The organism is Streptosporangium fragile, assembly GCF_039534445.1.
GTDB lineage: Bacteria > Actinomycetota > Actinomycetes > Streptosporangiales > Streptosporangiaceae > Streptosporangium > Streptosporangium fragile.
Window position 1 is genome coordinate 24,034 of record NZ_BAAAVI010000024.1, and the last position, 26,481, is coordinate 50,514.

Genomic DNA, 26,481 nt, shown 5'->3' on the forward strand with positions numbered 1-26,481 from the left:
TGCGGCGGCGCGCCGCGCCGCCTTGACGTGGCCGGCGCCCGGTGGAACGGTACCCGCTGGTCGGTCGCCCTGGCGCTCGGCATCCGGCGGGGCGAGGCGCTCGGGCCCGGTGGCAGTACGTCGACCTGGAGACCGGGATGATCCGGGCGTGGTTCCAGATCCAGCGGACCGAGTGACGGCACGGCTGCGCCGATCCGCGCACGTGCGGCGAGAAGTGGCACCGGCGGCCCTGCAGAAAGAACTGCAAGGAGCACGGGCACCTCCCCGGCTGCAAGCCGGGCTGCACCAAGTCGGGGCACACCTGCTACAGGCGGCCCTGCCTCAAGGACTGCATCGGCCACGCCGACAAGTGCCCGAAGCGTACGGGCGGCGGCATCGTCTTTCGGCAACGCAAAGGCAAGAGCAGGCTCACTCTCCAGTGCCCGCCGGAGCTGCTCGCGATCCTCAAAGCGCACCGCAGGGCCCAGGCGGCGGATCGGCTGCGGGCGGGGGACCGCTGGGAGGATCACGGCCTTGTCCTCGTCACCCGGCACGGCGGTCCGATCGAGCGCACCGAGGACTGGAAGACGTGGAAGGCGATCCTCAAGCAGGCCGGGGTGCGGGACGTCCGGGTGCACGACGCCCGCCACACGGCCGCGACGCTCCTCGTCGAGCAGGGGGTGAACATCCGGGTCGTGTAGGAGGTCCTGGGCCACACGCGGGTGACCACGACCGAACGTTACGCACATGTGTCCACACCGCTCATGCGCGACGCCGGGGAGCGGCTCGCCTCGGCGCTCTGGGGCGACTCCTGAGCCCCCGCTGTGCCCCCGTTGCAACTGGAGCTGCGACTACGAGCCCCGCAGAGATCAAAAAGGCCCTCCTCCCGGTTTCGGGAAGAGGGCCTCTGATCTGCGGAGGCTCGGGGATTTGAACCCCGGATGGGCGGTAAACCCAAACCGCATTAGCAGAACCTTGCTAGTCGTGGGGCCGCCCTCGGCCAGAACTTGTCTCGTGGTGTTTCTGCAGTTCAGCGGCCCTTCCCGGTGTGGGCTGGCAAGGTGCCGGTTGCACTCATCCGGGGCCGCTTGTGCCATCACGGTGCCATCAGGAGTGATCGAAGAAGCGCCCGTCGAGGTGTCTCATTTCCTCGTTGGCGGCCGTCCGCCCTTGCGAGAGCGACGTTCGGAGAGCTCAGCTTCAGCCTCGGCGAGGTCTTTCAGGTCTTGCTCATCGCCGTGCTCACGAATATCGGCTCGGATGTGGTCGAGCAGCCGGGCAGTTCGTGTCGTGTCGAGCCGCGCGGTGACGCGGCCGTACGCATCCCACATCACTCGAGGGATGCGGAACCGCGTGTGGTGGGTGTGTCCAGCACCCTCGGGCGCCGGCAAGTCCTCGGCCATCGCGCATCCCTTCTCTTGGTCCCACAAGGATTCTGACACAACTTATTGTGTGGGACCACGGTTCTTGTTATTGTGGTCCCACACGGTTAAGCATTGCGCGACGCGCCGCCTGACCTCGTACGACCCGTAAGAAGCAAAACGGCCCGCCCGGTGCTCGCAACACCGGAACGGGCCTCGGCAAGGAACCGCCTCTACGAAAGGTCCCTCACCGTGGACAACAACGGTACGACCACCACCCCCGTCACCGCCACCGCGGTGAACCTGCGCACCCGCTCTTCCGGCGTCGTCCACGCCGCCGTCAACGACCTGCCCGCCTGCCCCGCCCGCCCTCGCGCCACCAGCCCGGCCGGCGCCTACACGGAGACGCAGGAGCCCGTCTCCTGCAAGCACTGCCTGAAGCTGACCGCCACCGAGCCCGCCGAGCGCGTCGAGGTCGAGGCGCCCGCGCAGCCGGCCGAGGCCCGCGAGTACGGGGTGCGTGGCACCGTCAACACCCCCGAGGGCGTCCAGGTGCGCGTCTACGCGGGCGAGTCGCTCGAGCACGCCACCACGAAACTGCTGCGGGACCTGCACGGGGTGCAGCAGCGCGGCGGCCTGGCGGTCGACGGCGCCGTGGTCTCTCGCACCCCGGGCGGGGAATGGGAGCCCATCGAGACCACCCGCCACGACGACTCGGTGCAGCTGGTCGACGTCACCGCCTTGACCCCCGCCCAGCTCGACGGCATCACCTGCGTTCGCTGCGGGACCGAGGCCGACCGGATGCTGCCCGCAGGCACCGTGGCCGGGTACGGGCAGGTGTTCCAGTGCTCCCCGGCCTGCGCCCCCTCCGAGCCGACGTCCTCCGCCTGCCCGGCCTGGTGCGACGGCGACGACCACGGCGGCGACCCGGTCGGCGAGCGCGCCCACTGGTCCGCCACCAGCGACCTGCCCCTCTCCCTGGAAGACCTCGTTGACGACGTGGACGGCGGAACCTACCGGCCCGCGCTGCTGGCCGAGCTGCTGAACGTCGAAAGCGACACCCGCGGCACGCACATCCACCTCAGCGACAACGTCTCGGCCACCTGGGGGCGCAAGCTCACCGTGGCCGAGGCCGACGAGCTCGCCGACCACCTGCGTGACCTGACCGCGCAGGCCCGCGCCTCTCAGGTGCCGGTGCCCCGCCCGGCGAAGCCCATGCCGTTCTGGCAGACCGTCCCCTGCCCGGCCTGGTGCGACGGCCTGCACGACGACGGCGACCACCCCGACGACCGCGGCCACTACAGCGGCCTGCACACCAGCCCGCTCACCCAGGAACCGCCGGTGCAGGTCGCCCCGAACGTGTGGGGGCCGGAAGAGCTCCACCTGTCCCTGCACCAGGGCGAGCGGGAAGCCGTGCCGGTGGTGCGGCTCAGCCGCGGGGGCCGCACTGACCGCATGGTGACGATGACCCTCGCCGAGGCCGAGCAGACCCACGCCAACCTGGGCGCCCTGCTGGCCGAAGCTCGCGCCGCCCGACCGGCCGTCACCGCCCACGGGTGCGCGCTGTGGTGCGTGCAGCACGACGACTGCACCGAGGGCGGCCGGCACCCCGCCGACCCGCGCGGCGGCATGTGCCGGGCCGGAAGCGCACCGCTGCCCGGCGGCCGGTACGGCAGGCCCGGCCACGTTGACCTGACCTACGACGCCGAGGACGGGCACCTCATCCAGATCAACAACGACAGCGATGCCGTGCTGACCCTGGAAGAGGCCGAGCGGCACGCGCGTACGGTCCTCGACCGGGTGGCGCTGGCCCGCACCACGATCCCGGCCAGCCCGGCCCCGCTGGAGAACGTCGAGGGCGCCTGCTCCGACCCGGCCTGCCGCATCTGCAAGACCGCCTGACCCCCTCACAGACGGTCCCGGGCCGGTGCATCACCACCGGCCCGGGGCCTGGACCTCATCCCTGACACAGACAGGAGACGTGATCGTGTCTCAGAACCTACCGGCCTCCGCGCGGTGGTGCCCGGTGTCGTGGTGCCCGATCCGGCACGACGACGCCCCGGCCCGCTTCCACCGCCTGAACCTCGGCCCGTTCCCCGGGCCCACCCTGGAGGAGTCCGCCGAGTCGGCGGAGATCCGGGTTGCCCTGCTGCAGGACGAGACGGACGGCGACCTCGACGAGCCGCTCGTGCGGATCTCCTACACCCTGTACGGGCGGCAGCGGGTCATGGAGGTCGCCCCGTCCGATGCCGCCGACATCGGGGACCTGTTGACCGCGGTGGCCGGCAACCGGCATCAGGACTTGGCGTCCACCCTGGTGGGCGTCTTCTGGTTGACCGGCGGTGAAGTATGAACGGCGAGGAGATCCCCGCGTTCCTCGACTCACTCACGCCGATCGAGGCGTACATCATGCTCGCCTACCTGGCGTGGTGTGCGCCGCAGCGGTTCGCCGCGGCGGTCGCGCAGGTCGAGGAGTTCCGCGTCATCGAAGCAAGCTTGGCCAGGGGTGCCCGATGATCCGCACCGCGCGGCGGGCTCCGGCCCGGTGGCCGTTGCTGCTGCTGGCGCTGCCCGCCGGCGTGGCCACCTGGTCGGGATGGGTTGGTCTCGGCGAGAAGACCGGCTTCGGTCTTGTCACACCCCTGCCCGGCATCGCCGATGACTTCCAGATCAACACCGCGATCACCCTGCCGATTGGTGTGGAGACCTACGCCGCGTACGCGCTGGGAACGTGGTTGTCATCGAGCCCGATGGTGTCGGCCTCAACCCGGCGGTTCGCCAAGTGGTCGTCGATCGGGTCGCTGCTGCTGGGCATGCTCGGGCAGGTCGCCTACCACCTGTTGGAGGTGGCGGGCTTCGTCACAGCACCGGGGTGGATCGTCACGGTGGTGTCGTGTCTGCCGGTGCTGGTGCTCGGCATGGGCGCGGGTTTGGGCCACATGCTGTCGAGAGACGCACAGGAGCACACCGAGGCGGAAGCGGTACCCGTCCCTGTGGGCAGCCCAACCCCGCTGTCTCGCGAAGTGGCTGAGGCGCTCATGACGGCCCGGTACTGGGCTGCCCACCGGGGACACTTCATTGATCTGCCGGCGGAGTTGTCGGAGGTCTCGGCCGGGGTGGAGGGGACGCCGGATGTCTTCACCGCCGAGTCCTGGGACGCCTTCACCACCTCGACCGTCTCCGAGGCTCGGACCGTGCCCGCGGCAGCTGTCGATGCGGATACCCCTGAGGTCGATTCCACTGCGGGGGAACCGGCCGATTTACCTGCCGAGCCTGTAGAGCCACCTGCGAAAACGACGGTTCTCGTACCCGCTCCCGATCCCCTGTGGGCGACCGCCGCACAGAGGTACGCGGACGTTCTCGCCGAGGGGCAGGTGCCGCCTTTGTCGCGGATCAAGAAGGACCTGAAGGTCGGTCAGCCGCGCGCCGCGCGGGTCCGCCTCTACCTCGACCAACTCGCCCAGTCCTAGACCAGGTCCGCCCCCGGATCGACCGTCCAAAGCAGGTCCGGGGGCGGGTCTCCAACCAAGTGGAGGTAACCCATGATTCACTACCTGTCCCGTCCGAGCACCTCTGCGGGCGGTGATGCGTGATGGTCGACGTCGCCCACGAGGTCGCTGGCGTCCGGGCCGAACTCGCCCGAGCCGACACCAAAGCAGCCACCCTCCTCAGCCTCGCTGGCACCGCCACCAGCGTCGTCGGCGCCCTGGCCGCGCTTGGCGCCACCCGCCTGCCCGGGCCCGCCCAGACCGCCGTGTGGGTGGGGGCCGGACTCCTCGCCGCCGCGGTCGCCGTACTGCTGTGGGCCGTCCGCCCGGCCCTGGCCCGGCCCGGCGCCGGCTTCGGCTGGGCCGTCTACGCCTACAGCACTCCGGACGCCCTCGCCGCGACCACGCCCACGGACCGCGGGCACCACCAGCGGGCCGAGCTGATCGGTCTGTCCTGCCTCGCCCGCGCCAAGTACCGGCGCATCCGCCTGGCCGTGGACCTGATGTTCGCCGCACTCACCGTCCTGGTCGCCGTCCTTCCCATGGGGGCGTTGTGATGATCGGCAGCAGCGCGCCCCGTCCTAGCGTGTGGGCGGGCCTGTGGGCGGTCATCCGCCTGTTCCTCACCGCGGCGGACGACCTGCTCGCCGCCCTCGCCGGCGCCCGCCCGCTGCGCTCGGACGCCCACGACGTCGCCCGGGTCGTCGGCGACGCCTACCGCACCGGTAAACACCACGTCGCCGAGGGCCACGTGATCGACGACGAAGACGATGAGGAGGACGAGCGATGACCGCGGACCGGCCCGGCCGGGCGCGCATCCCCGAGCTGTCGAACATCCCGTGGGGCGGCCCGAAGGCCATCACCGACTACGCCAAGATCGGGCGGGCTCTCGTCCGTGACCTCGGCGGCGAGTTCGAGATGGGCGCCGAGGAGCTGTACGCGGTGCTCATCCGCTCGTTCAAGGGTCACCCGATCCTCGCCCTGCTCGGCGCCCCCGACGTGCGCCTTCGCGCCCGCCGGGTCACCCGGCGGCTCAAGCGGGCCGCGGAGCTGCAGCGGGGGTCCGCGGTCGAGCTGGTGAAGTTCCACCAGCAGTTCCGCAAGGAGTTCATCGAGCAGCTGCCTTCGATCCGTGACAAGAAGAAGGTCGAATTCAACTGGGACGACGACTGATGGCCGCCCGGACGAAGGAACTCGCCACCGTCGAAGAATCGTCGGTGAACAAGGTCGTCGCCAAGGGCGTGTCCAAGCTCGTCACCCTGTCCAGCCCGTGGGTGGTCGGGGTGCTGACCTTCGGCGTGGGGTGCGCCTTCCACGTCATCCTCGACTCCGACGACCCCGACGTGGTCGCCTGGACGGCGTTCCTGATGAGCGCCGCCGTGCTGGTGCTGACCGCCGTCACCTACGGCCAGTCGCACGCCCGCGGCCCGTGGGGGCGTATCCACACCACGGCCACGACGCTGCTGTCGGGGCTGTGGGTGACCGGCGCCACGATCAACGGCCCGCTGACGGTGGTCACCGGGCGCCTGGTGCTCATCGGCGGATTCACCCTCGCCCTGTCGTGGAACATCCGGACCGTGATCCGGCTCAAGGGCTGGGACGCGCCTGGGGCGATCTCCGACCCGTTGGCGCTGCTGTTCGGCCAGGGCGCCGCGAACGCCGGAATGCCCGCGATCGAGGCGCGCACCACGACGGCGACCGCGCACAAGGTCGAGGGGGCCGTGCAACTGGAGGCGGGCCGGCAGACCGCGGACGACCTGACGAAGAAGGTCCCGTACATCGAATCGGGGATCGGGTTGCCGCCGGGGTCGATCACCACGGCGATTGACCCGGACGACGCGAGCAAGGCGAAGGTGACGATCTCCGACCCGCGGGTCATGAAGCACCCGATCCCCTGGCCGGGCCCGTCCCGCCCGGGAGCGTCGATCGCTGATGCGCTGCGGCACGGCCTGTGGCAGGACCTGGATGAGCTGGCCTACGTCATCGTCGGCCATCACCTGCAGATCATGGGGCAGACCGGGTCCGGCAAGTCCATCGGCGGGGCGTGGAACCTGCTGGCGGAGATCGTCACCCGGTATGACGTCGCGGTGTTCGCCGTCGACGTCACCAAGGGGACGCAGACCTTGGGCCCGCTCGCCGAGGCGCTGCACCGGTTCGAGACGACCAAGGCCGGGGCCAAGGCGCTGCTGCGTGAGATACAGGAGCAGGTCAAAGAGCGCACCGACCAGCTCTCGGCGAAGAAGAAGCAGAAGTGGGTCCGCGGGTGTGGGCTGACGTACTGGGTCCTGTGGATCGAGGAGTTCCCTGACGTCTTCGACATGCTCACCGACAAGGAGCAAGAGAACTTCCTGTCGATGCTGAAGGCCATCCGCTCGGCCGGCGGCACGGTCGTGATGAGCCTGCAGCGCTCGGATTACACCCAGATGCCGACTCTCGCCCGCGGACAGCTCGCGAAGGCGTGCTTCGGCGTGGAGTCCGCCCATGACGCCGGGTTCGGCCTGTCGGAGGCGCAGCAGGACGCGAACGCCCGCCCGGAGCTGTGGAGCAACAAGCAGCCCGGCATGGCGTACTGGGATGCGCCGTCCATCCCGGATGAGCGGATCGCCATGCCGCTGCGCACCTACGCGTGGGGCCTGGTGGATGGGGAGATCGACGACGAGCGGGCCAACGAGGAGATGCGCGCGCACGCCGCGGCGTGGCCGGCCGCGGCGAAACCGGTCGACCCGGGCACCGCGGCCATCTCCCGGCTGCACGACGGCGCCCCGGCGCTCGGCGTGGCCACGGCGGAGCTGGAGCGGCCCGACGAGGTCGAGGACGAAGACGACGAGGAGGCGGTGGAGAACGTGACCGCCGAGTACCTGACCACCGACGACCCCGACCCCGACATCCACGCCGGGCCCGACGACCCGATCACCGACCGCCCCGACGATCCCGAATGGGAGTTCGCCCCGCCCGCGCAAACGATGACCCCTCAGGAGCGCGGAGCGGCCCTCATCGCGCACCTGCAAGGGTTGTGGGATGGTGGGGCCCGGAACTTCGCCACACGCGATCTCAGGCCGTTGTGGGAGTCCACCGACATGTCGCGGGCGTGGGCACAGAAGCAACTCAAGAAGCTCATCGAGGCCGGGGTGCTCGACTACGACGATGACGAGCAGCGCTACCTGATGCCGGAGCGGCCCCACGTCGACTGAACCCCGCAGTGAGCCCGTCAGCCTGACGGGCTCACGGCTGCGCATGAGCTACATGCCCAAGCCGGGCTACCTAGGAGCGGGTGACGGGAAGCCTCGGTGGCCCCCACACCGACTCCCACCCCATCGCCAGCAGCCACCATACGCCCATGCCCAGCGCGACGCCCAGAAGGAGCGTTACCACGACCAGCGTCACCAGGGCGCGCCAAGAGAACCGGGCGGGGCGGCGTTGGAGAGTCATCATGACCCCAGCAAAGCAGGTGGGCGGACGACACTCCACCCCCGGCGCCAGTCGCAGAAAGGTCTCACATACGGCTGCGCGTGGGCTGCCCGCGCACAAGATTTGATCTTGCTGTCATGGGTGCCACGGGAGGGTGCCACACCCCTGCCACGAGGGGTGCAACGGAGGGGTGCCACGCACTGTGGCACCCCTTGTGACCTGTAACCCTCTCCCGCGTTGCACCCCCATCCCCTCCGCGAGGTGCCACACCGCAGGCGCACCCGCCATGAGTGGTGATGGGCCCGGTTTTGCGACCGTCAGGGTGACGGTCGCAAAACCGCCCCGACTTCCCGCGATGAGCCGACGTCTTGAGGGACACGGTGCCCCCCCCCCGACTCGACCGGCGCTCCCCTGCGCCGAAGGGGCGTTCCTCATGACATGGCGAAGGCCCCACACATAGCCTGAGGTTGTCGAGACCGTTACGGATACGTGCGGGGCCTACTCATGCGCGATGGTAGTACGAACGCCCCGGCCGGCGAAGAGGGTATTGGGCGGCGGATCGCCCACGCTCGCAAACTGCGCGGCCTGACACAACAGCAGCTCGCCGACCGGGTGCCCTGCTCCAAGAGCCTCATCGCCCAGGTCGAACGAGGGCACAAGCCAGCCACGCAAGCCCTCGTCACCGCCGTAGCGCGAACCCTGCGAATCAACCTCGGCGAGCTGACCGGCCAGCCGTACCGCAACCCCAGCGCCAGCGAGGACCGAGTCCACGAGTGCATCCCCGAGATCCGGCGCGCACTCCTGTCATGGGACCTGCCCGACGAGGACCTCCAACCGCCGACGATCGAGCAACTGCGCACCAGCGTGCGCCACGCATCCGCGCTGGGCAGGAAGGCCCGATACACCCGGCTCGGACAGATGCTTCCGGGCCTGCTGGAAGAGCTGACGCGAGCCGTCCACGTCAGCGAGGGGGCACGGCGTGATGAGCTCTTTGGACTGCTCTCCGAGGCGTACACCGGGGTGACAGCAATCTCCTACACGTTGGGCTACTTCGACCTGCGCAGCCTCGCCATGGATCGCGTGGCGTGGGCGGCTCAGGCGTCACAGGACCCGCTGCGGGTCGCCCGCACGCAGTGGCAGCGCTCAACGCTGTTCCTGGCGACGGCCACCTACGACAAGGGCCTGATGCTCCTGGAGCGGGTGCGGCGAGACATCGGTGAGGACCTCGGCCGGTTGACCCCCGCCGAGGTGAGCGTGTACGGCGCGGCGCATCTGCGATCCGCGATCTTCGCCGCCCGTGCGGCAGACCGGCAAACCGCGTTCGACCACATCGAGCACGCCCGCGAGGCCGCCCGTGTGCTCGGCCAGGACGCGAATCACTACGGCCTCGAATTCGGCCCCTCCAACGTGATCATGCACGAGGTCGCGACCGCCGTGGAGATGTACGACGGCGGCGAGGCGGTCCGCCGTGCCCGGCAAGCTGTCCTCTCGCCGGCGGTCGCGCCGGTCCGGCTCGGCCACTACTACATTGACCTGGCGCGCGGCTGGCTCTACCAGGGGGATCGACAGAAAGCCCTGGAGACGCTGCTCGCCGCCCGCCGTGTCGCCCCTCAACAGACGCGCAACCATCCGATGGTCCGTGAAACCGTGCGGATGCTCGTCGACTTGGAGCGGCGGCGTGCCCAAAGTCTCAGCGGCTTCGCGAGCTGGCTCGGTCTGCCGTAGCGGACGAGTTTCACGAACCTGTGATACTTCACCGCCCCGCGTGACGGTCACGCTGTCTCCATGCATCGGGACATGGAATCACCGCATGCGCCGGACGTTCAGGGGTCGCTCCCGCTGACCGGCGACCAGGCCGACGCGCTTGCCGCGGGCATCGCCCGAGCGTTCCCCGCGTGGAGGATCTGGCAGGCCGGCGGCATCTGGTACGCAGCCGGCCCGTGCCCGCGGCCGGGGTGCCGCTGCGCTCGGACGCTGCACGCCCCGGGCCCGGGGGGCCTGTACCGGCAGCTCGACGACGCCGAGCAGCGCACCCACGCTCGAAGGGAGGCGCTGCTGTGACGTTCCCGAACGACCCTGCCCTGTGGCGCCCGCAGTTCTCCGAGGAGGCGGCAGAACTCGCCGAGCGGCAGCTTGCCGCCCTCCAGCAGAACTTCCCCGGCTGGGACATCACCTGCGTGGCCGACCTTTCCGCCCCGGTCTGGTACGCCATCCGGCGCACCCCGCTCACCGCCCGGCAGAAGGTCGCCGGCGTGTGCGAGACGCTCATGCGCTCCTCGGCCGAGGAACTCGCGCAGGAGCTGACCATCCAGGTCGAGCTGGTGCACCGGACGCGAGCCGTGAACACCTTCACCTCATGAGCCGGCGCGGCGGCACGGACGCCCCCGTGCCGTGCCGTCGCGCCTCCCAACACCCCGCGGGCGGTGGTGCGCAGACCAGGGGCCGCCCGCGGGGGTGAACGCGGCCGGACGACGTCTCGGGCAAGGCGTCGTCGAACGACGATCGCGAGCGGCGCCCCGACTCGTCCTCACGGCGGGGCGCCGCGCTGCCTGTTCAACGCAGCACGTCGGAAACGAACCAGCCGAGGAGGCGTTCGTGAGCACTGCCGCAACGAGCACACCATCAAGCGCTGTGCCGCGCGTTGAGGAAGTCTTCAGGCACGCAGAGCGGGAGATCCGCCGGGCCGCGGCTGGCCTATGGCCGGATGCCGCCGTACGGCTGGGTGAGCACGTGCCGTCCGTCACCGGCTACGTCCACCGCCTGCACGTCGATGACCGCGAGTTGTTCGCGAAGTACTCCGTCCTCGGTGTGTCGCTGGTGTCGCTGCTGCGTGGCGCCTACGGCGATTGGCCGCAGGTCCGGCGCATGCAGGCGGCCTACATCCTGCGGCCGGACGCGCTGCTGACCCGGGAGGCCGCGCAATTGCGCTTCCTGGGCAGCCTGAGACGGCCCCAGGTGTGCGCGGTGGCCGGCGCCTCGTGCGGGGTGCTGTTCACCGAGCCGGTGACCGGCGAGAGCCTGGCCCGTCTGCTGCTGGCCCGCCCGCACGACGCGGCCGAGCTGCTGGGCGCCGCCTACAACGAGCTCGACTGCCTGCACCGGCCGCGCTCCGCACGCAGCCTCGCCCGGCACGGGGTCATCGACGAGCGCAGCATCACGGGCACGTTCCTGCGCAAGTTCAGCGGCACCGGCGGCGCGGTGTACATCGACCGGCTCGGCGCGCACCCGGGCAGCCCGGCCGAGCGTGATGCCCTGGTGGCCGTGCTGCACCGGGTCGTGGCCCGGCTGCGTCGGGATCGCACGGTCATGCTCGCGGCCGACACCCGCACCGTCTTGGCCTACGGGGATCTCAAGCCCGAGCACGTCCTGTTCCCGGACGGGCCAGCCGCGCGTCCGGTGTTCATCGACCCCGGCCTGCTGCGCGCCGGACCCTGCACCGACGCCGCGAAGCTGATCAGCCGCACCATCCTGATGCTGATCTCCCACCGGCCCGGCCAGGACACCGTCAAGCAGGTGACCGAAGGGCTGGCGATGTTCGCCGCGGCCCAGGTGCGAGCCCTGCCGGACGAAGCGCGCGACGGCTGGCTGCGAGAACTGCTCGCGCTGTGGCTGATGGACACCATCAACATCCTGTCCACCTACCTGTCGGCGCCGGCCGAGCTACCGATCCCCACCCAAGGCCATCGGCTGGTGCGGCGGGCCACCGCGGTGTGCGCCATGGCCGACGCGGTGAGCCGGGACCTTGCCGCAGGGATCGACCCGCGCGTGGTGTGGGAGCGCGGTCTGCCCTTGGTCCAGGGGGCGGCGCTGTGAGCCCGGTCGAGGCGGTGGGGGTGGTCGGCGCCGGCGCGGTCGGCCAGGCCGTAACGGCCGCGCTGGTCACCTCCGGGCTGCCCAGCCGGTTGCTGCTGGCCTCTCGCACCGAGGAGCAGGCCGCCGCGCTGGCCGCGGACCTCGACGACATGCGGCAGACCGTAGCCTCCCCGGTGCGGCCGTCCCCGTGCCGGGTCGGCGACCTCGTGGACTGTTCCGCTGTGGTCGTAGCCGTCCGCGCGTCCTTCACCAACACCCGCGGCCGGGACATCCGCATGGGCGGCGCCGCGGCGAACGCCCCGGTCATCCGCGCCCTCGGCGAGGTCCTGCGCGGTTATGCCGGGACCGTGCTGGTGGTGACCAACCCGGTGGATCTGATGACCCGCCTGCTCGCCGAGACCTCCGGGTGCGCACGCGTGTACGGGGTGGGCTCCAACCTCGACACCGCCCGCTACCGTCTGGCCCTGGCCCGGCTGCTGGGCGTCCCACCGGACGCGGTGCGCGGGCATGTGATCGGCGAGCACGGCGACGCCGCGGTGGTGTGCGCGTCGGCGACCACTGTCCACGGCCGGCCCGTCGAGGTCCCCGTGCAGCAGATCCGCGGCGAGCTGCGCACCCGGCCCGGCCGGATCAGCGCCGGGGTTGGCCGCACCCGGTCCGGGCCCGCCGGCGCGGTGCTGTCCACCCTGCGCAAAGCTCTCGGCCTGGACGACGGGGTGGAAGAGCTGTCGGCCCCGTACGGCGGGGGGTGGCTGGGGGTTCCGCTGCGGTTCACCGCCGGGCGCCCCGTGCCGTGCCTGCCCGATCTCGACCCCGCCGAACAGGATCAGTTCGCCGCCGCCGATGCCAAGCTCCGCGCCGCCTACCAGGCGATACGACACCCCTGATGAAAGGATCTTCCCATGGGTACCCGCACCGCCGTCCGACTGCACGCCGCCAACGCCAGCGTGGCCGTCCACAGCAACACCCCGGCCGTCACCGACTGGGCCCGCCGCTACGTCGGCCCCTGGTGGCACGCCGTCTCGGTGCCCGCCGCCAGTGTGGGCGTCGAACCGCTGATCATGGCTGACGTCGACCCCGGCCTGTATGAGGCCATGGCGGGGCTGGTGCACGCCCGCCCGCATGAGGAGACCGTCTATGCCCGGACCCCCATCCTGACGGCGCGCGACACCGATGACAGCGTCATCGCCGTGTCCCCCGCTGATCAGCTGGCCTACCGGTCCGAGCCCGGCATCGGCGCTCTGATCATCGCCGGATGCGAGGCGGAACCGGTGGCGCTGGCCGCCGCCCGGCTGGCCCGCGAGATGATGCGCGGGCAGCTGCTGCGCGACGGCTGGGTGGTACTGCACGCCTCCGCCGTCACCGCCCCCGACGGCCGCACCGTCCTGGCCTTCGGCTCCAAAGGCTCCGGCAAGACCACCACGGCGCTCCTGCTCGCCTCCCAAGGGTGGGGGCTCCTGGCCAACGACCGCGTCTTCGCCCGACCCTGCGCCGACGGGGTCGAGATCAGCCCGTGGCCGTCAGCAGCCGCGATCGGGCTCGGCCTGCTGGACGCGCTCGGCTGGTACGACATCACCCGCAAGCGCCTGCAGGCCGGGGAACAGCTCCACCCGACCCAGGACTCACGGGTCACCGCTGCGCTCCTGGCCGGCGACCGCACGCCACTGTGGGAGCCGGGCGGCAAGCGGGAGCTGAAAGCCCAGGTCTTCCCCGACCAGTTCGAGACCTGGTTCGGGCTGCGCCTGTCCACCAGCGGGCACGCCGCCGCGCTGCTGTTCCCCCGCATCGAGCCCGGCGCCACCCCGGGCATCGCCGAGACGACCAGCACCTTGACCGACCACGACTTCATGAGCGGGGCGACCGAGGACCGCTACCCCGACATCTTCGGCCTGGCCCAAGGCATCGACGGCGGAGGCCGCGCCGAAGACCGGGCTGCGGTCGCCGCCCAGATGGCGGAGCTGCCGCACCACTCCGTCGTCCTCGGCCACGACTGCGCGGACAACGCCGCCTTCCTGGCCAAGCTCGCAGAGGCTTGCTGACGGTCTATCCGGCCACATGACGACGGGCCCATAGATCCGGATGCCGTGAGTAGCGATGCGCCCTTAAAGGCTGCTCACGGAGGTGAACGCGGCCGGACGACGCCTTGCCCGAGGCGCCGTCGAACGCCGGCCGCGGTGGTGCCCCCGCCTTGACTCGTCCTCAGGCGGGGGCACCGTCATGTTTGGGCACGCTGTACGTCACCAGCTCCGGCCGGAACCCTTCGAACCTCCACCATGATGGGAAGCCAGATGCACCAGCGCATCTCGTCTGGGACGATTCGAGATCTCCCAAACGAGAGGGGCAGATGGGGTGCATAGGGTATCGGGCGGCGTGGGTTCCTGAGGTTGAGGACCGAGGCTGGGAAGAGGCCGCCAATCTCGCCGTCACCTGGGTGATAGCCGAGTGCAAAGCGCAAAAAGCTACGCCGGTCGTGGTGGCCAACACGATGGGCTCCGTCAGCAGCATCAGCGTGCTGGCGCAGATGGCTGGTCAGTACGGTCTAGCCACGCCGCAGTCACAGGGCGCCACACGTGGCGGTGGCCCGGTGCTGGCCTACGTTCCGACGTTGGAGGCGTTGGAGCTGGCCATCAACGCAGCCCGAGGTTCATCTCTGTGCGTGGTCGAAGGCTTCGGGCAGCCTATCGGCGGGTGGGCCGCAGCCGTCGAGGCCGAAGACCTCACCAGTGGGGAGCCATCCGATCCCCTCGAACCCGCCCTCGTCGAGGCGCTGGAATCGCTCATCTTCTACGGCAACAACGGGTGGGGTGACCAGTTCGGAAAGCAGCAGGCGCAGCGCATCCTCGCCAGGCTGCCGCGTGAGCAGCGGGACCCGGAGTTCATCGCTGGCTACGTGATGGGCAAGGGGCAGTCGGCGCATGGTGCCAAGAATCTGCAGGCCATCATCGAGAAGCTGCGGTAGCTCGTTTTGTGATGCCAGAGGCCTGAGGGCACCTGGAGGTCCAACCTGCTGGGCATGACCGGACAACCACCGCGTATCAGGCGGCGTCTCCCCTCGTCCGTGTCCTCTGCCTCTGGAGAACCTCCGTGCCCTCCCTACGCGCTCTCACTGCCCTTGCCGTCCTGGTGTCCACCGCTCTACTTGCCCCGCCGGCCCAAGCCGCAACGACCGCTGAGACGTCGGCCGCGACGACCTACCGCGGGGAGGGTGACCAGGTTCTGCGGATCCGGGCAACGACCAAGCCGGGCATCATGAAGATCACCCATGATGGGGAGGGGTACTTCTCGGTGTGGACACTCAAGTCCAACGGCAAGGAGAACGACCTGCTCGTCTCCGCTGGCGAACTGTACAAGGGGACCGTCGCCTACAACACGAGCGCCTCCGGCAGCACGGCCGCGTTGAAGATCTCAGCGGACGGAGTGTGGACCGTGCAGTTGCTCCCGTTCAGCAAGGCCCGCTCCTGGTCAATCACCACGAGGGGAAGCGGGGACGACGTGCTTCGGCTGGCTAAGACCAGCGTGGGACTGCGCACTTTGAGAATCCGTCACACGGGCGAGGGCTACTTCTCGGTGTGGGCGGTCAATGCGAATGGTCGCCTGCATGACCTGCTGGTGTCGGAGACCGACGCCTACAGCGGGTCGGTGCCGTTACCGGCGGGGACCCGGTACGCGGTGGTCAAGGCGTCGGGGCCGTGGTCAATCGTCCGGAGGTAGGCCAAGCACGCCGACACCGCCTCTCAGGTCAGTGGAAGGGGAAGGCCCCGAGCTGTTTCCGCTCGGGGCCGTAAACAGGTGGGTCAGCCGCGGTTGCCCATCTTGAACGACAACCGGGTGACGATCTCGTCAGCGGACATCCGCTCGGTGGTGTTGAAGTTCTCGATGTTCAGCAGAGGACCACCACCTCCCGGTGTCGCACCGCCGGAACCGGCCGAGGCAGCCGATCCAGCACTCGCGGGGCCAGGCCCGGCAGGCGACCACGAGGCGGCGCCCTGCACCGGCCGCGACATGCGCGACCAGTTCGTGCCACCACCAGGCAGAGCGACGCCCGCCGCCCCGGTCACGCTGGCAGCGCCCTGAATCATGACCTTCTGCTCAGCCGGGGTCGCCTTGCCCTTCGCCTTGCCGTCCCGCGGGCTGCGCTCGCTGCCCTTGCCGCCGCTACCGCCCTTGGCGTCCCCGCCGGCGGCCGACGCCGCAGCGGACACCGCCTCACCCAGCAGGGTCACCGCGTCGGTGAGCGGCGGGATCTGAACGGCGATGACCTCACCCCACCCGGTCGCGGCCTCCCCGAGCCCGTCGACCGCGCCCGTCAGGGTGCCGGTGTCGCCGAGCGCCGCGTCCAGGGTGGACGTCGCCGACCCCAGGGAGCTGGTGAGACCGACCGCGGTCGTGTTGATCTCCGACCGCAAAGCATCGATCCCCGTCACAGTGACCATCGCCCCACCGGCAGGGCCGCTCCCGGCGATACTCCCAGCGGCGAACGAACCGCCCGCCGAGCCGGCGTCGACCCCTTGCGGGACGACGGCCATGCCCATGATCCCGGCGGCTTCCTGCAGAATCTGCAGGCCGCGCCCTCTCTTGCCGGGGTCCAGCGGGATGAAAGCCTCGGCGCCAGCCTCACCGAACACGACGTTCGGCCCAGCCCGACCGGAGATGAGGTACGGGGAGCGGGCGATCATCGCGCCTGGATTCGCTCCCAGCGGGCGGATGCCGCCTTGGGCCATGTAGTCCGGGCGGCCGTCCCGGTACTGGATGCCGCCCCACGCGTTGCCGCGGGCCGAGGTGGGGTTGAGGCCGCCGACGAGCTTGAGCTGAGCCCGACGTTGCAGGTCCTCCAGCCAGCGCGCGACGACCTTCAGCCGGGCCTCAGCCTCCTTGATATCCATATCGATCTTGATTTGCTTCGACTTCAGCTTCTCCAAGACCTCCTGCAGCCCCTTGCCGCCAGCCATGGCCTTCTTCGCGTCCTCCGCGGAGATGCCATACGCCTGCGCGAGCAACAGGATCTGCTGCTTCGCCTCACCGCTCTTGCCCGCCAGCTCAGCCAGCCGGGGCAGCTGCTCCAGGATCACCCGCGTGCCGTCCGTCTGCTTCCCTGACAGGGTCGCAGCGCCGTCGGCCGCCGCCCGGATCGACGTGATGTACCCGGAGAACGCCTCCCGGGCCCGCAGCACAGCGTCCTTCTGCGCATCCGTCATCCCAGCGCTGACCTGGAGCTTGCCGTTGCTGGCGTCGATCGCCGCCGCGGCGGCCCGGTGCGCCGTCTCCATGTTCCGCATCGCCTGGAGCGCGTTCGTCTTCCCTGCGAACACGTCCAAAGCGGTGTTGAGCTCACCGACCTTCCGCCCGTGCTCGCCCGCGGCGTCACCGGCGACCTTCGACGCGATCGCGTCGAGCTCCTTCTGATGCTTCAGCTGGCCAAGCCGCGTCTCAAGGGCTGCAACGTTGTCCGCAGCTTCCCGCTCTGCATCAGATAGATAGATCGTATTCGCGATATTGAACCCGATGGCTTGCCGTTGCTTGTCCAACTCTGCGGTGACCGCCGCAATCTGCCGGTTCAAGTCACCGCCTCCAAGGGCGACAGTCTTCTCCGCGAACCGTTCCGCGGCAGTCGCGTTCGCCTCCAGGCGCGAGCCCAAAACCAGCAGCCCGCCGACCAGGCCCGCACCGCCAACCGCGCCCGCCACACCGCCCAGCTTGCCGCCCAGATCGCCGAGAGTGGCGCCCAGCCCTTTCGCCTTGTCCCGGGTGCGGCCGACCGCCTCGCCGAACGCGTCGAGCTTGCCGCGGGCCGCGTCAGCACGGCCGGGCAGCTCACCGAAGAACGATGCGACCTTCAGTCCGGTCTGCGCGGTCTTGATCGCGATGATCGCGACCGCGATCGCCGTGATGTGGGCCGGGTCCATCCCCGCCAGGATCTCGGCGAGCACGCCCAGCGCGGTCCACGACAGGCCTGCCACGGGGGCCAGTCCTTCGACGAGGGTCCCGCCCGCCTTCGCGAGGTTGAGTACGACCTCGACGGCGGCCGGGCCGTTCTCTTGCACCCAGAGGAGAAACTCGTGGAAGCGCGGGTTGATGTCGAGGTTCTGGCCCCACTGCGACCAGGCTTCGCTCATCCCTTCGATCGACCCGAGCACGTCTTGGGTGTACGGCAGGAACGCCTGCACGACACCGGCCAGGCCGGTGAAGGTGTTGATGCCGGTCCGCCCCAGGCTAGTGATCGCGCCGGGGATCTGCGTGTTGATGTCGAACAGGAAGTCCTGCCAGAACGGGCCCCGCAGCGCCTTCTCCGCGTCCTGACCGAGTTCGAGCAACGCCACACCCGCGGACTTGGCCATCGGCCCGGCCTCTTGCAGCCCCAGCCGCATGAGGTCGAGGCCTTGGTGAATCGCCGGGAACACATCCGGCTGGAGACTCTGCTGCCACGCGAGGTACTCATCCTGAAACGCCTTGAGGTCCGTGGCCAACTTGCGCTCGGCCTTGGACAGGTCAGCGAAGGCGTCCGCGGCCTTCGCAGCCGCCCCGCCACCACCGGACATCGCCTGCTGCTGTTGCAGGTGCAACTGCTTGAGCTGCTGCTCGGCCTGCGCGACCTTGTCCTGAGCCTGCCGGAGATCTTCCAGCCCACGCTGGTACTCGCGGGTTCCCTCGACCCCGGCACGGTTGGCCGCCGCGGTGTCCTTCTTCGCCCGCTGGGTCTTGACCTCCTGCTCACGGGCGCGCTGCTGGGCCTGCTCGACGCTGAGCATGGCCCGCTCAATCTCCAGTTGGGAGGACTTGGGGTCGGCCATGACCTGGGCGAGACGTGCCTCGGCCTCCCGGACGGCGAGCGCGGCATCCTTCTGGGACAGGACCGACCGCTCCAGGGAGAAGTTCATGTCCTCCAAGGCGCGGCGCCCGGCCTCGCGTGCGCGGGTCAGATCCTCCTGGGCTTGACGCTCGTCCCGCTGGGCGTCGGCGAGACGCTTCTCCGCCTGCTCCAGCTGCATGGCCTGGAGCGCCGCCTGAGCCGCTGACTGGCCCGCCCCGCCGGTTGCCCCTCCGGCGGCCTTTGCCGCCGCCTCTTGGGCTTTCAGGGCCTCGTTGATGCGGCCCAAGGACGGCACCGCGACCGCCGCGAAGCTGGCCGCACCGGCGCCAGCCGCGGCGAACGCGCCACCAAGCGCGGTCACCCCCACCGCGACCGTGGTCACTGCGGGCAGCGACGCCAGGGCGGCCCCGACCATGCCGATGCTGGCCAGGGCTCCGCCGACGTCGGCGTTGACGTCGACTCGGGCGGTGCGGCCGTCGACCCGGGAGACTTCCCCGTCGATCGCCCGCAGTTCGGCCAGCGCGGTACCGAGGTCGGCGCGGACGTTAATGTCGACCTCGGTCTGCTGGAGTTGCTCCAGTTCCCGCTCGATCTGCGCGAGCTCGGCGCGGGCGGCGTCGGCGTCGATGTCGACGCCGATCTTCTTGTCCGCGAGCGCTTCGAGCTGGGCGCGGAGCTGCGCGAACTTGATCTCCGCAGGGCTGGAGTCCGCGTCGATCTCGATCTTCGGCAGGGCCTTGGTCGCCGCCTCCAGCCGCTCCCGCATCCGGTCCGCGGAGGCGCCGGTCTCGGTCATCTTCCGGCTGAGATTCGTCGTCTCCTGCTGCGACTTCCTCATGTTCGCCACGAACCCGGAGACATTTGCCCTCAACGAAACCGAAACGCTGCGCTCAGCCGTTGTACTCACCACCCTCAGCCAGAGCAGCGGCGATCTCCGCTGTGACCTCCTCGACCGTCATCTCGTGTCGATCCGCCAGCACCGCCAGCGATAGGTCACGAGCCGCGTCAAGAACATCGACCAGGCACACCAACCCGGGCGGAAGATTCGCCCTCGACCAGCGAGCCATCTCATGGACCGCCCCCAAATCGTGATCAGACATGCCGTCGAAAACCTCGGCCATGCGCGCCCACGCCAGCGCAGTCGCATCACCCATCAGCAAGCCCCTTTCTTCCCTCGGGGTGGTGTGTGCCAGGGCTCCGGATAGCGCAGGCCCGATCACAAGCCGGAAGGAAAAAGAGCCTCCCGGGCCTTCGATCCGCGCACCGGCGAACGGAAGCACCACAGGCGATACCGGCGGCGGTGACGTTGACGCCGAGCCCTGGCACACCCCGCCCATCACCAGACCCGGCCTTCCCTCAGTTCTCGCAGCACCTGCGCCTGCGCGTCTTCAGTCGATGCGCCTGCCTCCCGCAACGCCCAGTACCGCTTCACCGAGGGCGGGTCCGGGTCTGTGGCCTGAGGCGCGGTCGGCGGGGCGGGTGACCGGGCGGCTTCCGCGTACGCCCACCGCGCCTCAGGCTCCGAGATCCCCCGGCCGATCGCCGCCACCCGAGCCGCGCTCTCGCTCAGGCCAAGGGTCCGGAATAGCTGAACCACTTCCTCGAGCGGGTCCCCGGTCGTGGTCTGGCCAGCCCGACCACGCGCCGCGATCCGGGCCACCGACTCCGAAAGACCGATACTCGTGAAGATCTCGAACAGCTGCTCTTCGATCACCACACCTGAGCGTTCCACCTCCTGGAGCGCCTCGAATTCGCTGTAGCCCAGCGCCCGCCACGACTCGAACACCTGCAGGGCATCGCCCCGCAGATCATTTGCTTTCACGCGCACCTCCCGTGCTCATCGAGGTGGGCCAACACCCGGGCCATGGCAAGCAGCCACCAGCCCCGCGCGTCCCTGCGACCCATCCCGCCGGCTGCGAGCTGCTGCACGCGGCGCCGGGAGACGCCCAGCAGGTCCGCAGCCTGCGCGGTGTCGATCCACTCATGGTCAGACCATGCGCCCAACCCGTCGTCCGGCGTTTCGTCGTTTCGCCGTGACGCTGTGACCTGCGCTGCCCAAGTCTTCGCCAGCTTCCGCAGCTCGGCCCGGGCGGCGACCTCTTCGGGGTCGTCCTCGTAGTCGAGGATGAGCACGGCGCGCGGTGCCGACAACAGCCGGTTCCACTTCGCCGCCACCCGAGCGCTGATCAGCAGGGAGGGCCCATCAACGTACGTCACGGCTCCTCGCCCTCGACCAACGCCAGCCGGAGGATCAACCGCTCCAGATGATCGGCGACCACCTGGTCACGGGTACGGCCGTGCAGGGCTGCCAGCACCGGCAGCCGGGACTCTGCCACTGTCCCGAACAGCGACTCGAACAGGACCGACACGTTCGCCGTCTGGCACAGAAGCACCGCCCGCGTCTGCTCGGCGTCGAGGGACTCGGCAAGCAGCCTCATGCCGCGGCGGTCGCCGGCTTCATGAAGGCGAAGCAGGGCAAGAGCGACCTGACGGGCCGGTGCGTCGCTGCGGGGCACGCTGGTCACTCGCCCTTGGTAACGGCGGCGATCTGCGCGGGCACGATCTCCGCTGCCCAGTCGGGCCACGCCTTGCGGATCGTGGCGGCCTCAGCGGAGCTGCCGAGCACGACCAGCACCCGGTCACGGTGCGCATCCAGGGAACCGCGGATCACTTCGGCGAGGATCGCGCCCTGCTGCTCAGTGATGCGCACCAGCCGTGATTCGAGGTCGAGCCGTACCACCTCTCCCAGGACTCGAGCGGTGCGGTCCATGGCGCGCTCGTACAGCGTCAGCTCAGCGCGCAACTGCTCCGCGCCGTTTTCGTTGGCCCGCCGCCACTCCTCCGCTCGCATTTCGGCGACGCGGCCGGCGAGAAAGTCTTTGAAGCTGCGGATCTCCCCAGCGACCTTGAGGAGCTCGGTGACTGGGTTGGTGACGGGCTCGCCGCCGGGGTTGTAGTTGCTCATGATCTTTCGTGCTCTCTGTTCGGCGAGCCGCTCAGCGGCGCGGCGCTTGGCTTGGGGACTCCGGCCGCCGTGGGCGTGGCAGACGGTGGAGCCGTTCATGGCGAAGGCTTCGCAGGGCTGGCCGTCGCGGCTGCGTTTGGAGCTACAGCGGCGGGCCTGCCGGGTCTTCATAGGGGCGCTCCGATGGGTCCGCCCGCGGGGGGCACTCCGATGGGTCTGTGAACGGTCCGGGGCGGGGATGTGGGGGCCGGGAGGGGGTTTACAACCGCATTGGGTATCCGGTGCTATCTCTTCTGCCTGCGTGTTCTGGCAGGGATGGCACGGTGATGGCACAGCTTCCAAGATCGCGTAGAGCTGTCATAGCGGTCATGTTTGGGCGTCCCGGGCAGGGTGCGCGGCGGAGATGGGGTGGAGCCGGGGGTGGGCCGGTTCCTGGTTGGGGTGTCCGTCGTTTTCGGCGGTTTGGAGGTCGAGGCCGCCGTCAGTGAAGGGGACGCCGAGTTCGGCATCGAGGCGGCGGGCGGCGCTGGCAAAGAGCTGGGCGACGACGACGCGCAATGTCACCTTGAGGTAGGCCGCGTGTAGCCCTGGGGAGAGCTGGGCGAGTTCGTCGTCGATGACCCGCTGCACCTGGTCTTCGTTGTCGCGGGCGCGGCCGAGGGTGACGGCGAAGCGTAGGACGTCGGTTCCGGTGGGGGCTGAGAGGGTCATGGTTCTTCTTCCGTGGTCTGTGCGGTGAGCTGGTCGGCGAGCGTGTGGCAGGCGGCGCGGAGCTGGTCGTCGAGGTCGGCGAGGACCCGGCGGGCGTGCGCCGCGGTGCGGGTGGTGCTGTAGGCGACCACGAGGCATCCGGCGGCGCGGCGGGTGAGGCTGCCGGCGGGGGCCTGGTCGGCGATGGCTTGGGCGAGGTCCGCCAGCTCGGTGTTGGTGGTCACGGCGTCGCCTCGCTGGGTCCGCTTGGCTGCTGGTCGGGGTGCCAGACGGTTCGGTGGGGGCCGAGCTGGTCGATGTTGGTGAGGTGGCCGTGTTCGTCGGTGACGATGGCGTGGCCGCCGGTGGGGGTGATGTGCCAGGCGACGATGGGCGTGGTGTGGGTGGTTTCGCCGTCGAGGGTGTAGGTGACGAGCCAGCCGCCGCCGGGGAGGACGGTGGCCGGCGGTGGCGGCGCGTCTTCGATGTGGTCGAAGCCGTGGAGGGTGCGGGCGGGCTCGAGCGTGTTGAAAGGGCTGAGGACGAGGGGGGTGTGGTCGTCGCGCCAGGCGATGACGCGGCGGCGGGTCTCGTGGTGGCCATGCCGGTAGATGGCGACGTGGCCGGGCTCAGGGATCACGGTGTTGGTGGCCTTTCGGAGGTAGATCCGGGAGGCGGAGTTCCCGCAAGTTGAGCGTGGTTCGGTGAGGACTTCGGGGCACTTCGGGAGGACGGAGCGCGGGGGGGCATGGTCGCCCGCCTTGTGGGTTGGCACCGCCGGTTCGCTCTCGCCCCTCCTTATATAGGGAGGGGCGAGAGGGCGAGATTCGGCCAGGCCCATTAGGGGCGAGGTCTGGGGCGCGTCTGATCTGCTGAAATGCAAGATCAGGGGCGAGACGGGGCGAGATCGGGGCGAGAGAGTGAAGCGGGGCGAGACGGGGCGGGTTTGACCTGCGGAAACGTGATGGATGATCACTCGTTGAACGCCCTCTCCAAGATGTGCCGGTGTGCGTTCCCGTGGCGTTCGATGCGCACGTATCCCTCGTTGACGAGGGTTTCCAGGGCGAGACGGGCGACCTCGTGCTTGCCGCCGACAGCGCCTTCGATGGCGCTCTTCGACAGGCCAGCGGGTTTGTCCTTGAGCGCGTTGGCGATCTTCGCCATGACGTGTGTGGGGCGGAAGGCGGAGTCCTTGGAGTGCCCGGCGGGTGGTTCGATCGTGACCTCGACGAACTGCTCGTGGTGGGAGGTGACGACGAGGTCTCCGAACCACTTGCGGTCACCAGCGGAGGGCAGGGAGTGGCGCCGGAGTTGGCCGGGCCGGTCCTTGCTGATATAGAGGCCAGATCGGCCGGTGACGCCGACGCCGAAGGGCTCGCGGTTCTCGAGGCTGTACATGGCGCCGTTGAGGCCGTTGAGCTTGTGGACGGCGCCGATGGCGTAGCGGCCTCGGCTCTCCTTGTCCTTGGTGACGTGGTCGAGGCTGACGACGGCCGCGCCGAGTGTGGTGATGGGCTTGACGAGCATCTGGCCGAACTGGGCGACGTCCTTGTTGCTGAGCGGGTCGAGGCCGTGCAGTGTCATGCCCTCGGTGACGCCGTCGAGAGTGACGAGGGTGGGCTTGATGTCGCCGAGCGCATCGACCAGGTCTTCGCGGCTTCCCGGTACGTTGAGCGGTTCCTCCGGCCGGATGTACGCGAAGTACTTGCTGATCACGTCAGTGGCGACGCCCATGGCCAGGAGCCGCCCGACGACGCCGCCCTCGTCGTCCTCGAAGTCGAGGTAGATGGTGCCGCGGCCGGCAAGCATCTCGTGGGCGTGGGTGGCGAGCATGGCCCAGGTCTTGCCTGCCTCGGATTCGGCGACGACGGCGTGTGCTCGACCGGGGTAGAACATGCCGACTCCGTCGTCTCGGGCGCCAACGGTGGGCTGCGGGGGTCGGTAGGTGCCGTCGAGGACTGCAGACAGGTCGGCCGGCCGCCAGGTGCGACGGGCGGCCGTTGTCTGCTCGTGCTCCGCTTGGACTTCGGCGCCGGTCTTGTCGACGTCGGGGGCCCACGCGGGTTCGGTCGGGGTGCTCACCCGTGGTTCTCCAGGTTGTACGGCTTGGGCTCCCACACGGTGATGAAGTCGCCGGTGGTGCCGCCCGCAGCGAGGTGGTCGGCGGCGTCCTTGCCGTGGGCGGCCTGAACGACGCAGATGGAGCGGGTGACGGGCATCAGGTTGGCGACGATCGCCTCGGCGTGCTCGCGGCCGGCTTTGTCTCGGTCGGCGACGATGGAGACGTCTGCGCCGTGGAAGTACTGGGCGAACTCGGGCCGCCACTTGCCCGCGCCCATGGGGTTGCAGGTCGCGGTGATGAGCGGCCGGGCGCGGAGGGCTTCGACGTCCTTCTCGCCTTCGCAGATCATCACGACGCGTTCCTCGCGGACGGCCGCGAGGATCTCGGGCAGCCGGTACGGCACCAGCCGCACGGCGATCTCACCGTCGTCGCCGCGGAGGCTCCACCGGCGCCCAGAGCGTTTGGTGGGGTCGGGCCGCCACTGTCGGAAACCCTGGCATCCGTTGCCCTTGAGCGTGCACCGGGCAACGCCGTACAAGACGGTGCCGTGCTCGTTGCGGTAGAGGTACTCAGCGGCCTTGTCGTGTCCACAGGGCATCCAGCGGTCGTGGCGGTCGCTGTTGCGCTGTTGGTGCCGGTCCTGCGGTTCGGCAGGCCACAGGGCGGACATGGGCAGGTTGAGCGCCGCCATGATGTCCTCGGTGGGGCACTTGGGGCCGCCGTGACAGTTCAGGACCACGATGCCGTCCTGCTTCATGCCGACCGACAGGGACGGCTGGCGGTCATCATGGGCGGGGCAGCGTGCGCTCTTCTCGGTGGCGGAACCGCGGGGGGCGTGCCCGGTGACCTCGTAGAGCCGCTCGAGGACGTGGGCGAATGCGGTGCTCATGTGAGCCTCCGGACGGTGAGGCCGTGCTGTGCGGCGAGGGCGTCGAGCTGGTCGTCGCCGGCAGGGCAGTCGTTGGCGTGGTCGATGGCGACCGTGTGGGGGTTGACGATGCGGCGCTCGGCTCCGCAGTCGCAGTGCCCGTGCAGGGCGGCGCGACGGCGACGGCTGATGGCGTGCTTGATCGCGGCCGGGTAGTCGTCGAACAGGGTGGGGATGGCCATGAGGAACGGGCCGACTTCCCATACTTCGCTGTCGCCGACGGTGCCGACTTGGCGGGGGGTGGCGGTTTGGGCTTGGGCGAGTCTGGCCTCAAGCTGTTCGCGCCACAGGGCCCGTCGGCGGCGGGCTTGCTTGCCGTTCACTTGGTCGCCGCCTCGGTGAGGGCCCCGGGTTGCCGCATGAGCCGGTCGAGGTGGCGGAGTTGCTCGAGCCGTTCGGTGAGCCGGGCCCGGTCGCGGGCGGGAAGCCGGCGGATGGCCTGGATGATGCGCGGGCTCATCTGCCCTCCCCGCCGGCGAGGGGGATGGTGAGGAGCGGCCCGTGCCGGTCGGCTTCGGCGTCGAGCAGTTGGTCGACCTCCCGGTGGAGGGCGGCGCGCAGCAGTTCGACGTTCTCGATCGCCCCGACCGGGCTGGTGGCGAGGTTCGCGGCGGCGCGGGCGCGCTGGGCGATGCTGTTCCGGGCCGCCGTGATGGCCGCGGAGTACTGGCCGAAACGCTCGGGCGAGAGCTCGGCGTCGAGGGGGTCGCCGGAGAGGAGCTGGTAGCGGGCGTGGCATCCGCCGGTGACGGGCCCGCTGGGCGGGGCGTCGACGCTGCCGCGGTGGGCGTGGGCGTGCCCACAGTGGGGGCAGCGCTCAACGATCGCGAGCCAGCAGGTTCGGCGCCCGGCGGGCGGGTAGGCGATGCCGGTGACGGTGGGGGCGTCGTCGGCTACTCTGGCGGTGGTGATGGCGCTGGTGAGCGTCGAACTTGTGGGCCGGTTCCCGTTGTGGCGACGGGGGCCGGCCTTCGTCATG

General features: G+C 70.0%; 33 protein-coding genes. 17 read left to right on the top strand and 16 right to left on the bottom strand.

Annotation, left to right across the window (positions count from 1 at the left end; translation table 11 throughout):
* Window positions 1–542: 542 nt before the first annotated feature.
* Complete coding sequence (locus tag ABD841_RS40860) at window positions 543–680, top strand: tyrosine-type recombinase/integrase (RefSeq protein ID WP_425582001.1); 138 nt, start codon at window positions 543–545, stop codon at window positions 678–680.
* Window positions 681–1,121: 441 nt separating this feature from the next.
* On the opposite strand, the gene ABD841_RS17820 is transcribed toward ABD841_RS40860, so the two are convergent.
* Window positions 1,122–1,382 (bottom strand): hypothetical protein, encoded by a 261-nt coding sequence (locus tag ABD841_RS17820; protein WP_344972793.1) that lies wholly within the window; start codon window positions 1,380–1,382, stop codon window positions 1,122–1,124.
* Between the two features lie 210 nt (window positions 1,383–1,592).
* On the opposite strand from ABD841_RS17820, the gene ABD841_RS17825 reads away from it, so the two are divergent.
* From ABD841_RS17825 to ABD841_RS17860, 8 genes are all read left to right on the top strand, one after another.
* Complete coding sequence (locus tag ABD841_RS17825) at window positions 1,593–3,242, top strand: DUF6907 domain-containing protein (protein WP_344972794.1); 1,650 nt, start codon at window positions 1,593–1,595, stop codon at window positions 3,240–3,242.
* Between the two features lie 85 nt (window positions 3,243–3,327).
* Window positions 3,328–3,693 carry a hypothetical protein gene (locus ABD841_RS17830; protein WP_344972796.1) on the top strand — a complete coding sequence of 122 codons (366 nt, stop codon included), beginning with the start codon at window positions 3,328–3,330 and terminating at the stop codon, window positions 3,691–3,693.
* A complete protein-coding gene (locus ABD841_RS17835) occupies window positions 3,690–3,857 on the top strand; it encodes a hypothetical protein (protein ID WP_344972798.1) in 168 nt (55 codons plus the stop codon). The genes ABD841_RS17830 and ABD841_RS17835 overlap by 4 nt, the downstream gene beginning before the upstream one ends.
* Entirely contained in the window at window positions 3,854–4,810 is a 957-nt protein-coding gene (locus ABD841_RS17840) for a hypothetical protein (RefSeq protein WP_344972799.1), read from the top strand. Before ABD841_RS17835 ends, ABD841_RS17840 begins: the two co-directional genes overlap by 4 nt.
* A 122-nt stretch (window positions 4,811–4,932) precedes the next feature.
* Window positions 4,933–5,385: a Pycsar system effector family protein gene (locus tag ABD841_RS17845; protein WP_344972801.1), complete on the top strand. Its 453-nt coding sequence runs from the start codon at window positions 4,933–4,935 to the stop codon at window positions 5,383–5,385.
* Entirely contained in the window at window positions 5,385–5,618 is a 234-nt protein-coding gene (locus tag ABD841_RS17850; protein ID WP_344972802.1) for a hypothetical protein, read from the top strand. The genes ABD841_RS17845 and ABD841_RS17850 overlap by 1 nt, the downstream gene beginning before the upstream one ends.
* A complete protein-coding gene (locus ABD841_RS17855; RefSeq protein WP_344972804.1) occupies window positions 5,615–6,001 on the top strand; it encodes a hypothetical protein in 387 nt (128 codons plus the stop codon). Before ABD841_RS17850 ends, ABD841_RS17855 begins: the two co-directional genes overlap by 4 nt.
* Entirely contained in the window at window positions 6,001–8,019 is a 2,019-nt protein-coding gene (locus tag ABD841_RS17860) for a hypothetical protein (protein ID WP_344972806.1), read from the top strand. The genes ABD841_RS17855 and ABD841_RS17860 overlap by 1 nt, the downstream gene beginning before the upstream one ends.
* Before the next feature lie 70 nt (window positions 8,020–8,089).
* On the opposite strand, the gene ABD841_RS17865 is transcribed toward ABD841_RS17860, so the two are convergent.
* On the bottom strand, window positions 8,090–8,260 hold the full coding sequence (locus tag ABD841_RS17865; protein WP_344972808.1) for a hypothetical protein: 171 nt from the start codon (window positions 8,258–8,260) through the stop codon (window positions 8,090–8,092).
* A gap of 480 nt (window positions 8,261–8,740) precedes the next feature.
* On the opposite strand from ABD841_RS17865, the gene ABD841_RS17870 reads away from it, so the two are divergent.
* The 8 genes from ABD841_RS17870 (at window position 8,741) to ABD841_RS17905 (ending at window position 15,760) form a co-directional block, all read left to right on the top strand.
* Window positions 8,741–9,961, top strand: coding sequence for a helix-turn-helix domain-containing protein (locus ABD841_RS17870; RefSeq protein ID WP_344972810.1), 1,221 nt, complete (start codon window positions 8,741–8,743; stop codon window positions 9,959–9,961).
* Between the two features lie 72 nt (window positions 9,962–10,033).
* Window positions 10,034–10,297, top strand: coding sequence for a hypothetical protein (locus ABD841_RS17875; RefSeq protein WP_344972812.1), 264 nt, complete (start codon window positions 10,034–10,036; stop codon window positions 10,295–10,297).
* Window positions 10,294–10,596, top strand: a complete 303-nt coding sequence (locus ABD841_RS17880; protein WP_344972814.1) for a hypothetical protein — start codon at window positions 10,294–10,296, stop codon at window positions 10,594–10,596. Before ABD841_RS17875 ends, ABD841_RS17880 begins: the two co-directional genes overlap by 4 nt.
* Window positions 10,597–10,966: 370 nt before the next feature.
* Complete coding sequence (locus tag ABD841_RS17885; RefSeq protein WP_344972816.1) at window positions 10,967–12,049, top strand: hypothetical protein; 1,083 nt, start codon at window positions 10,967–10,969, stop codon at window positions 12,047–12,049.
* Window positions 12,046–12,936 carry a lactate/malate family dehydrogenase gene (locus tag ABD841_RS17890; RefSeq protein WP_344972818.1) on the top strand — a complete coding sequence of 297 codons (891 nt, stop codon included), beginning with the start codon at window positions 12,046–12,048 and terminating at the stop codon, window positions 12,934–12,936. Before ABD841_RS17885 ends, ABD841_RS17890 begins: the two co-directional genes overlap by 4 nt.
* Before the next feature lie 15 nt (window positions 12,937–12,951).
* Window positions 12,952–14,088 carry a hypothetical protein gene (locus ABD841_RS17895; protein ID WP_344972820.1) on the top strand — a complete coding sequence of 379 codons (1,137 nt, stop codon included), beginning with the start codon at window positions 12,952–12,954 and terminating at the stop codon, window positions 14,086–14,088.
* Between the two features lie 434 nt (window positions 14,089–14,522).
* Window positions 14,523–15,008: a hypothetical protein gene (locus ABD841_RS17900; protein WP_344972822.1), complete on the top strand. Its 486-nt coding sequence runs from the start codon at window positions 14,523–14,525 to the stop codon at window positions 15,006–15,008.
* Between the two features lie 290 nt (window positions 15,009–15,298).
* Window positions 15,299–15,760, top strand: a complete 462-nt coding sequence (locus tag ABD841_RS17905; protein ID WP_344972824.1) for a hypothetical protein — start codon at window positions 15,299–15,301, stop codon at window positions 15,758–15,760.
* A gap of 83 nt (window positions 15,761–15,843) precedes the next feature.
* On the opposite strand, the gene ABD841_RS17910 is transcribed toward ABD841_RS17905, so the two are convergent.
* The 14 genes from ABD841_RS17910 to ABD841_RS17975 form a co-directional block, all read right to left on the bottom strand.
* On the bottom strand, window positions 15,844–19,695 hold the full coding sequence (locus ABD841_RS17910) for a coiled-coil domain-containing protein (protein ID WP_344972825.1): 3,852 nt from the start codon (window positions 19,693–19,695) through the stop codon (window positions 15,844–15,846).
* A 52-nt stretch (window positions 19,696–19,747) separates the two neighbouring features.
* Window positions 19,748–20,011: a hypothetical protein gene (locus tag ABD841_RS17915; protein WP_344972827.1), complete on the bottom strand. Its 264-nt coding sequence runs from the start codon at window positions 20,009–20,011 to the stop codon at window positions 19,748–19,750.
* Window positions 20,012–20,193: 182 nt separating this feature from the next.
* Window positions 20,194–20,679, bottom strand: a complete 486-nt coding sequence (locus ABD841_RS17920) for a hypothetical protein (RefSeq protein WP_344972829.1) — start codon at window positions 20,677–20,679, stop codon at window positions 20,194–20,196.
* Window positions 20,676–21,074: a hypothetical protein gene (locus ABD841_RS17925; RefSeq protein ID WP_344972831.1), complete on the bottom strand. Its 399-nt coding sequence runs from the start codon at window positions 21,072–21,074 to the stop codon at window positions 20,676–20,678. The genes ABD841_RS17920 and ABD841_RS17925 overlap by 4 nt, the downstream gene beginning before the upstream one ends.
* Complete coding sequence (locus ABD841_RS17930; protein ID WP_344972833.1) at window positions 21,071–21,295, bottom strand: hypothetical protein; 225 nt, start codon at window positions 21,293–21,295, stop codon at window positions 21,071–21,073. Before ABD841_RS17930 ends, ABD841_RS17925 begins: the two co-directional genes overlap by 4 nt.
* 83 nt (window positions 21,296–21,378) lie before the next feature.
* On the bottom strand, window positions 21,379–21,993 hold the full coding sequence (locus ABD841_RS17935) for a hypothetical protein (protein ID WP_344972835.1): 615 nt from the start codon (window positions 21,991–21,993) through the stop codon (window positions 21,379–21,381).
* Window positions 21,994–22,188: 195 nt separating this feature from the next.
* A complete protein-coding gene (locus ABD841_RS17940) occupies window positions 22,189–22,533 on the bottom strand; it encodes a hypothetical protein (RefSeq protein ID WP_344972837.1) in 345 nt (114 codons plus the stop codon).
* On the bottom strand, window positions 22,530–22,757 hold the full coding sequence (locus tag ABD841_RS17945; protein ID WP_344972839.1) for a hypothetical protein: 228 nt from the start codon (window positions 22,755–22,757) through the stop codon (window positions 22,530–22,532). Before ABD841_RS17945 ends, ABD841_RS17940 begins: the two co-directional genes overlap by 4 nt.
* Window positions 22,754–23,152: a hypothetical protein gene (locus tag ABD841_RS17950; protein ID WP_344972841.1), complete on the bottom strand. Its 399-nt coding sequence runs from the start codon at window positions 23,150–23,152 to the stop codon at window positions 22,754–22,756. Before ABD841_RS17950 ends, ABD841_RS17945 begins: the two co-directional genes overlap by 4 nt.
* A gap of 332 nt (window positions 23,153–23,484) precedes the next feature.
* Window positions 23,485–24,594: an AAA family ATPase gene (locus ABD841_RS17955; protein WP_344972843.1), complete on the bottom strand. Its 1,110-nt coding sequence runs from the start codon at window positions 24,592–24,594 to the stop codon at window positions 23,485–23,487.
* Window positions 24,591–25,463, bottom strand: a complete 873-nt coding sequence (locus tag ABD841_RS17960; protein ID WP_344972845.1) for a toprim domain-containing protein — start codon at window positions 25,461–25,463, stop codon at window positions 24,591–24,593. Before ABD841_RS17960 ends, ABD841_RS17955 begins: the two co-directional genes overlap by 4 nt.
* The gene (locus ABD841_RS17965) at window positions 25,460–25,825 is read right to left on the bottom strand and encodes a hypothetical protein (RefSeq protein ID WP_344972847.1); all 366 of its coding nucleotides are present in this window, start codon (window positions 25,823–25,825) and stop codon (window positions 25,460–25,462) included. The genes ABD841_RS17960 and ABD841_RS17965 overlap by 4 nt, the downstream gene beginning before the upstream one ends.
* Window positions 25,822–25,962, bottom strand: a complete 141-nt coding sequence (locus tag ABD841_RS17970; protein WP_344972849.1) for a hypothetical protein — start codon at window positions 25,960–25,962, stop codon at window positions 25,822–25,824. The genes ABD841_RS17965 and ABD841_RS17970 overlap by 4 nt, the downstream gene beginning before the upstream one ends.
* Window positions 25,959–26,480, bottom strand: coding sequence for a hypothetical protein (locus ABD841_RS17975; protein ID WP_344972851.1), 522 nt, complete (start codon window positions 26,478–26,480; stop codon window positions 25,959–25,961). Before ABD841_RS17975 ends, ABD841_RS17970 begins: the two co-directional genes overlap by 4 nt.
* Window position 26,481 lies beyond the last annotated feature (1 nt).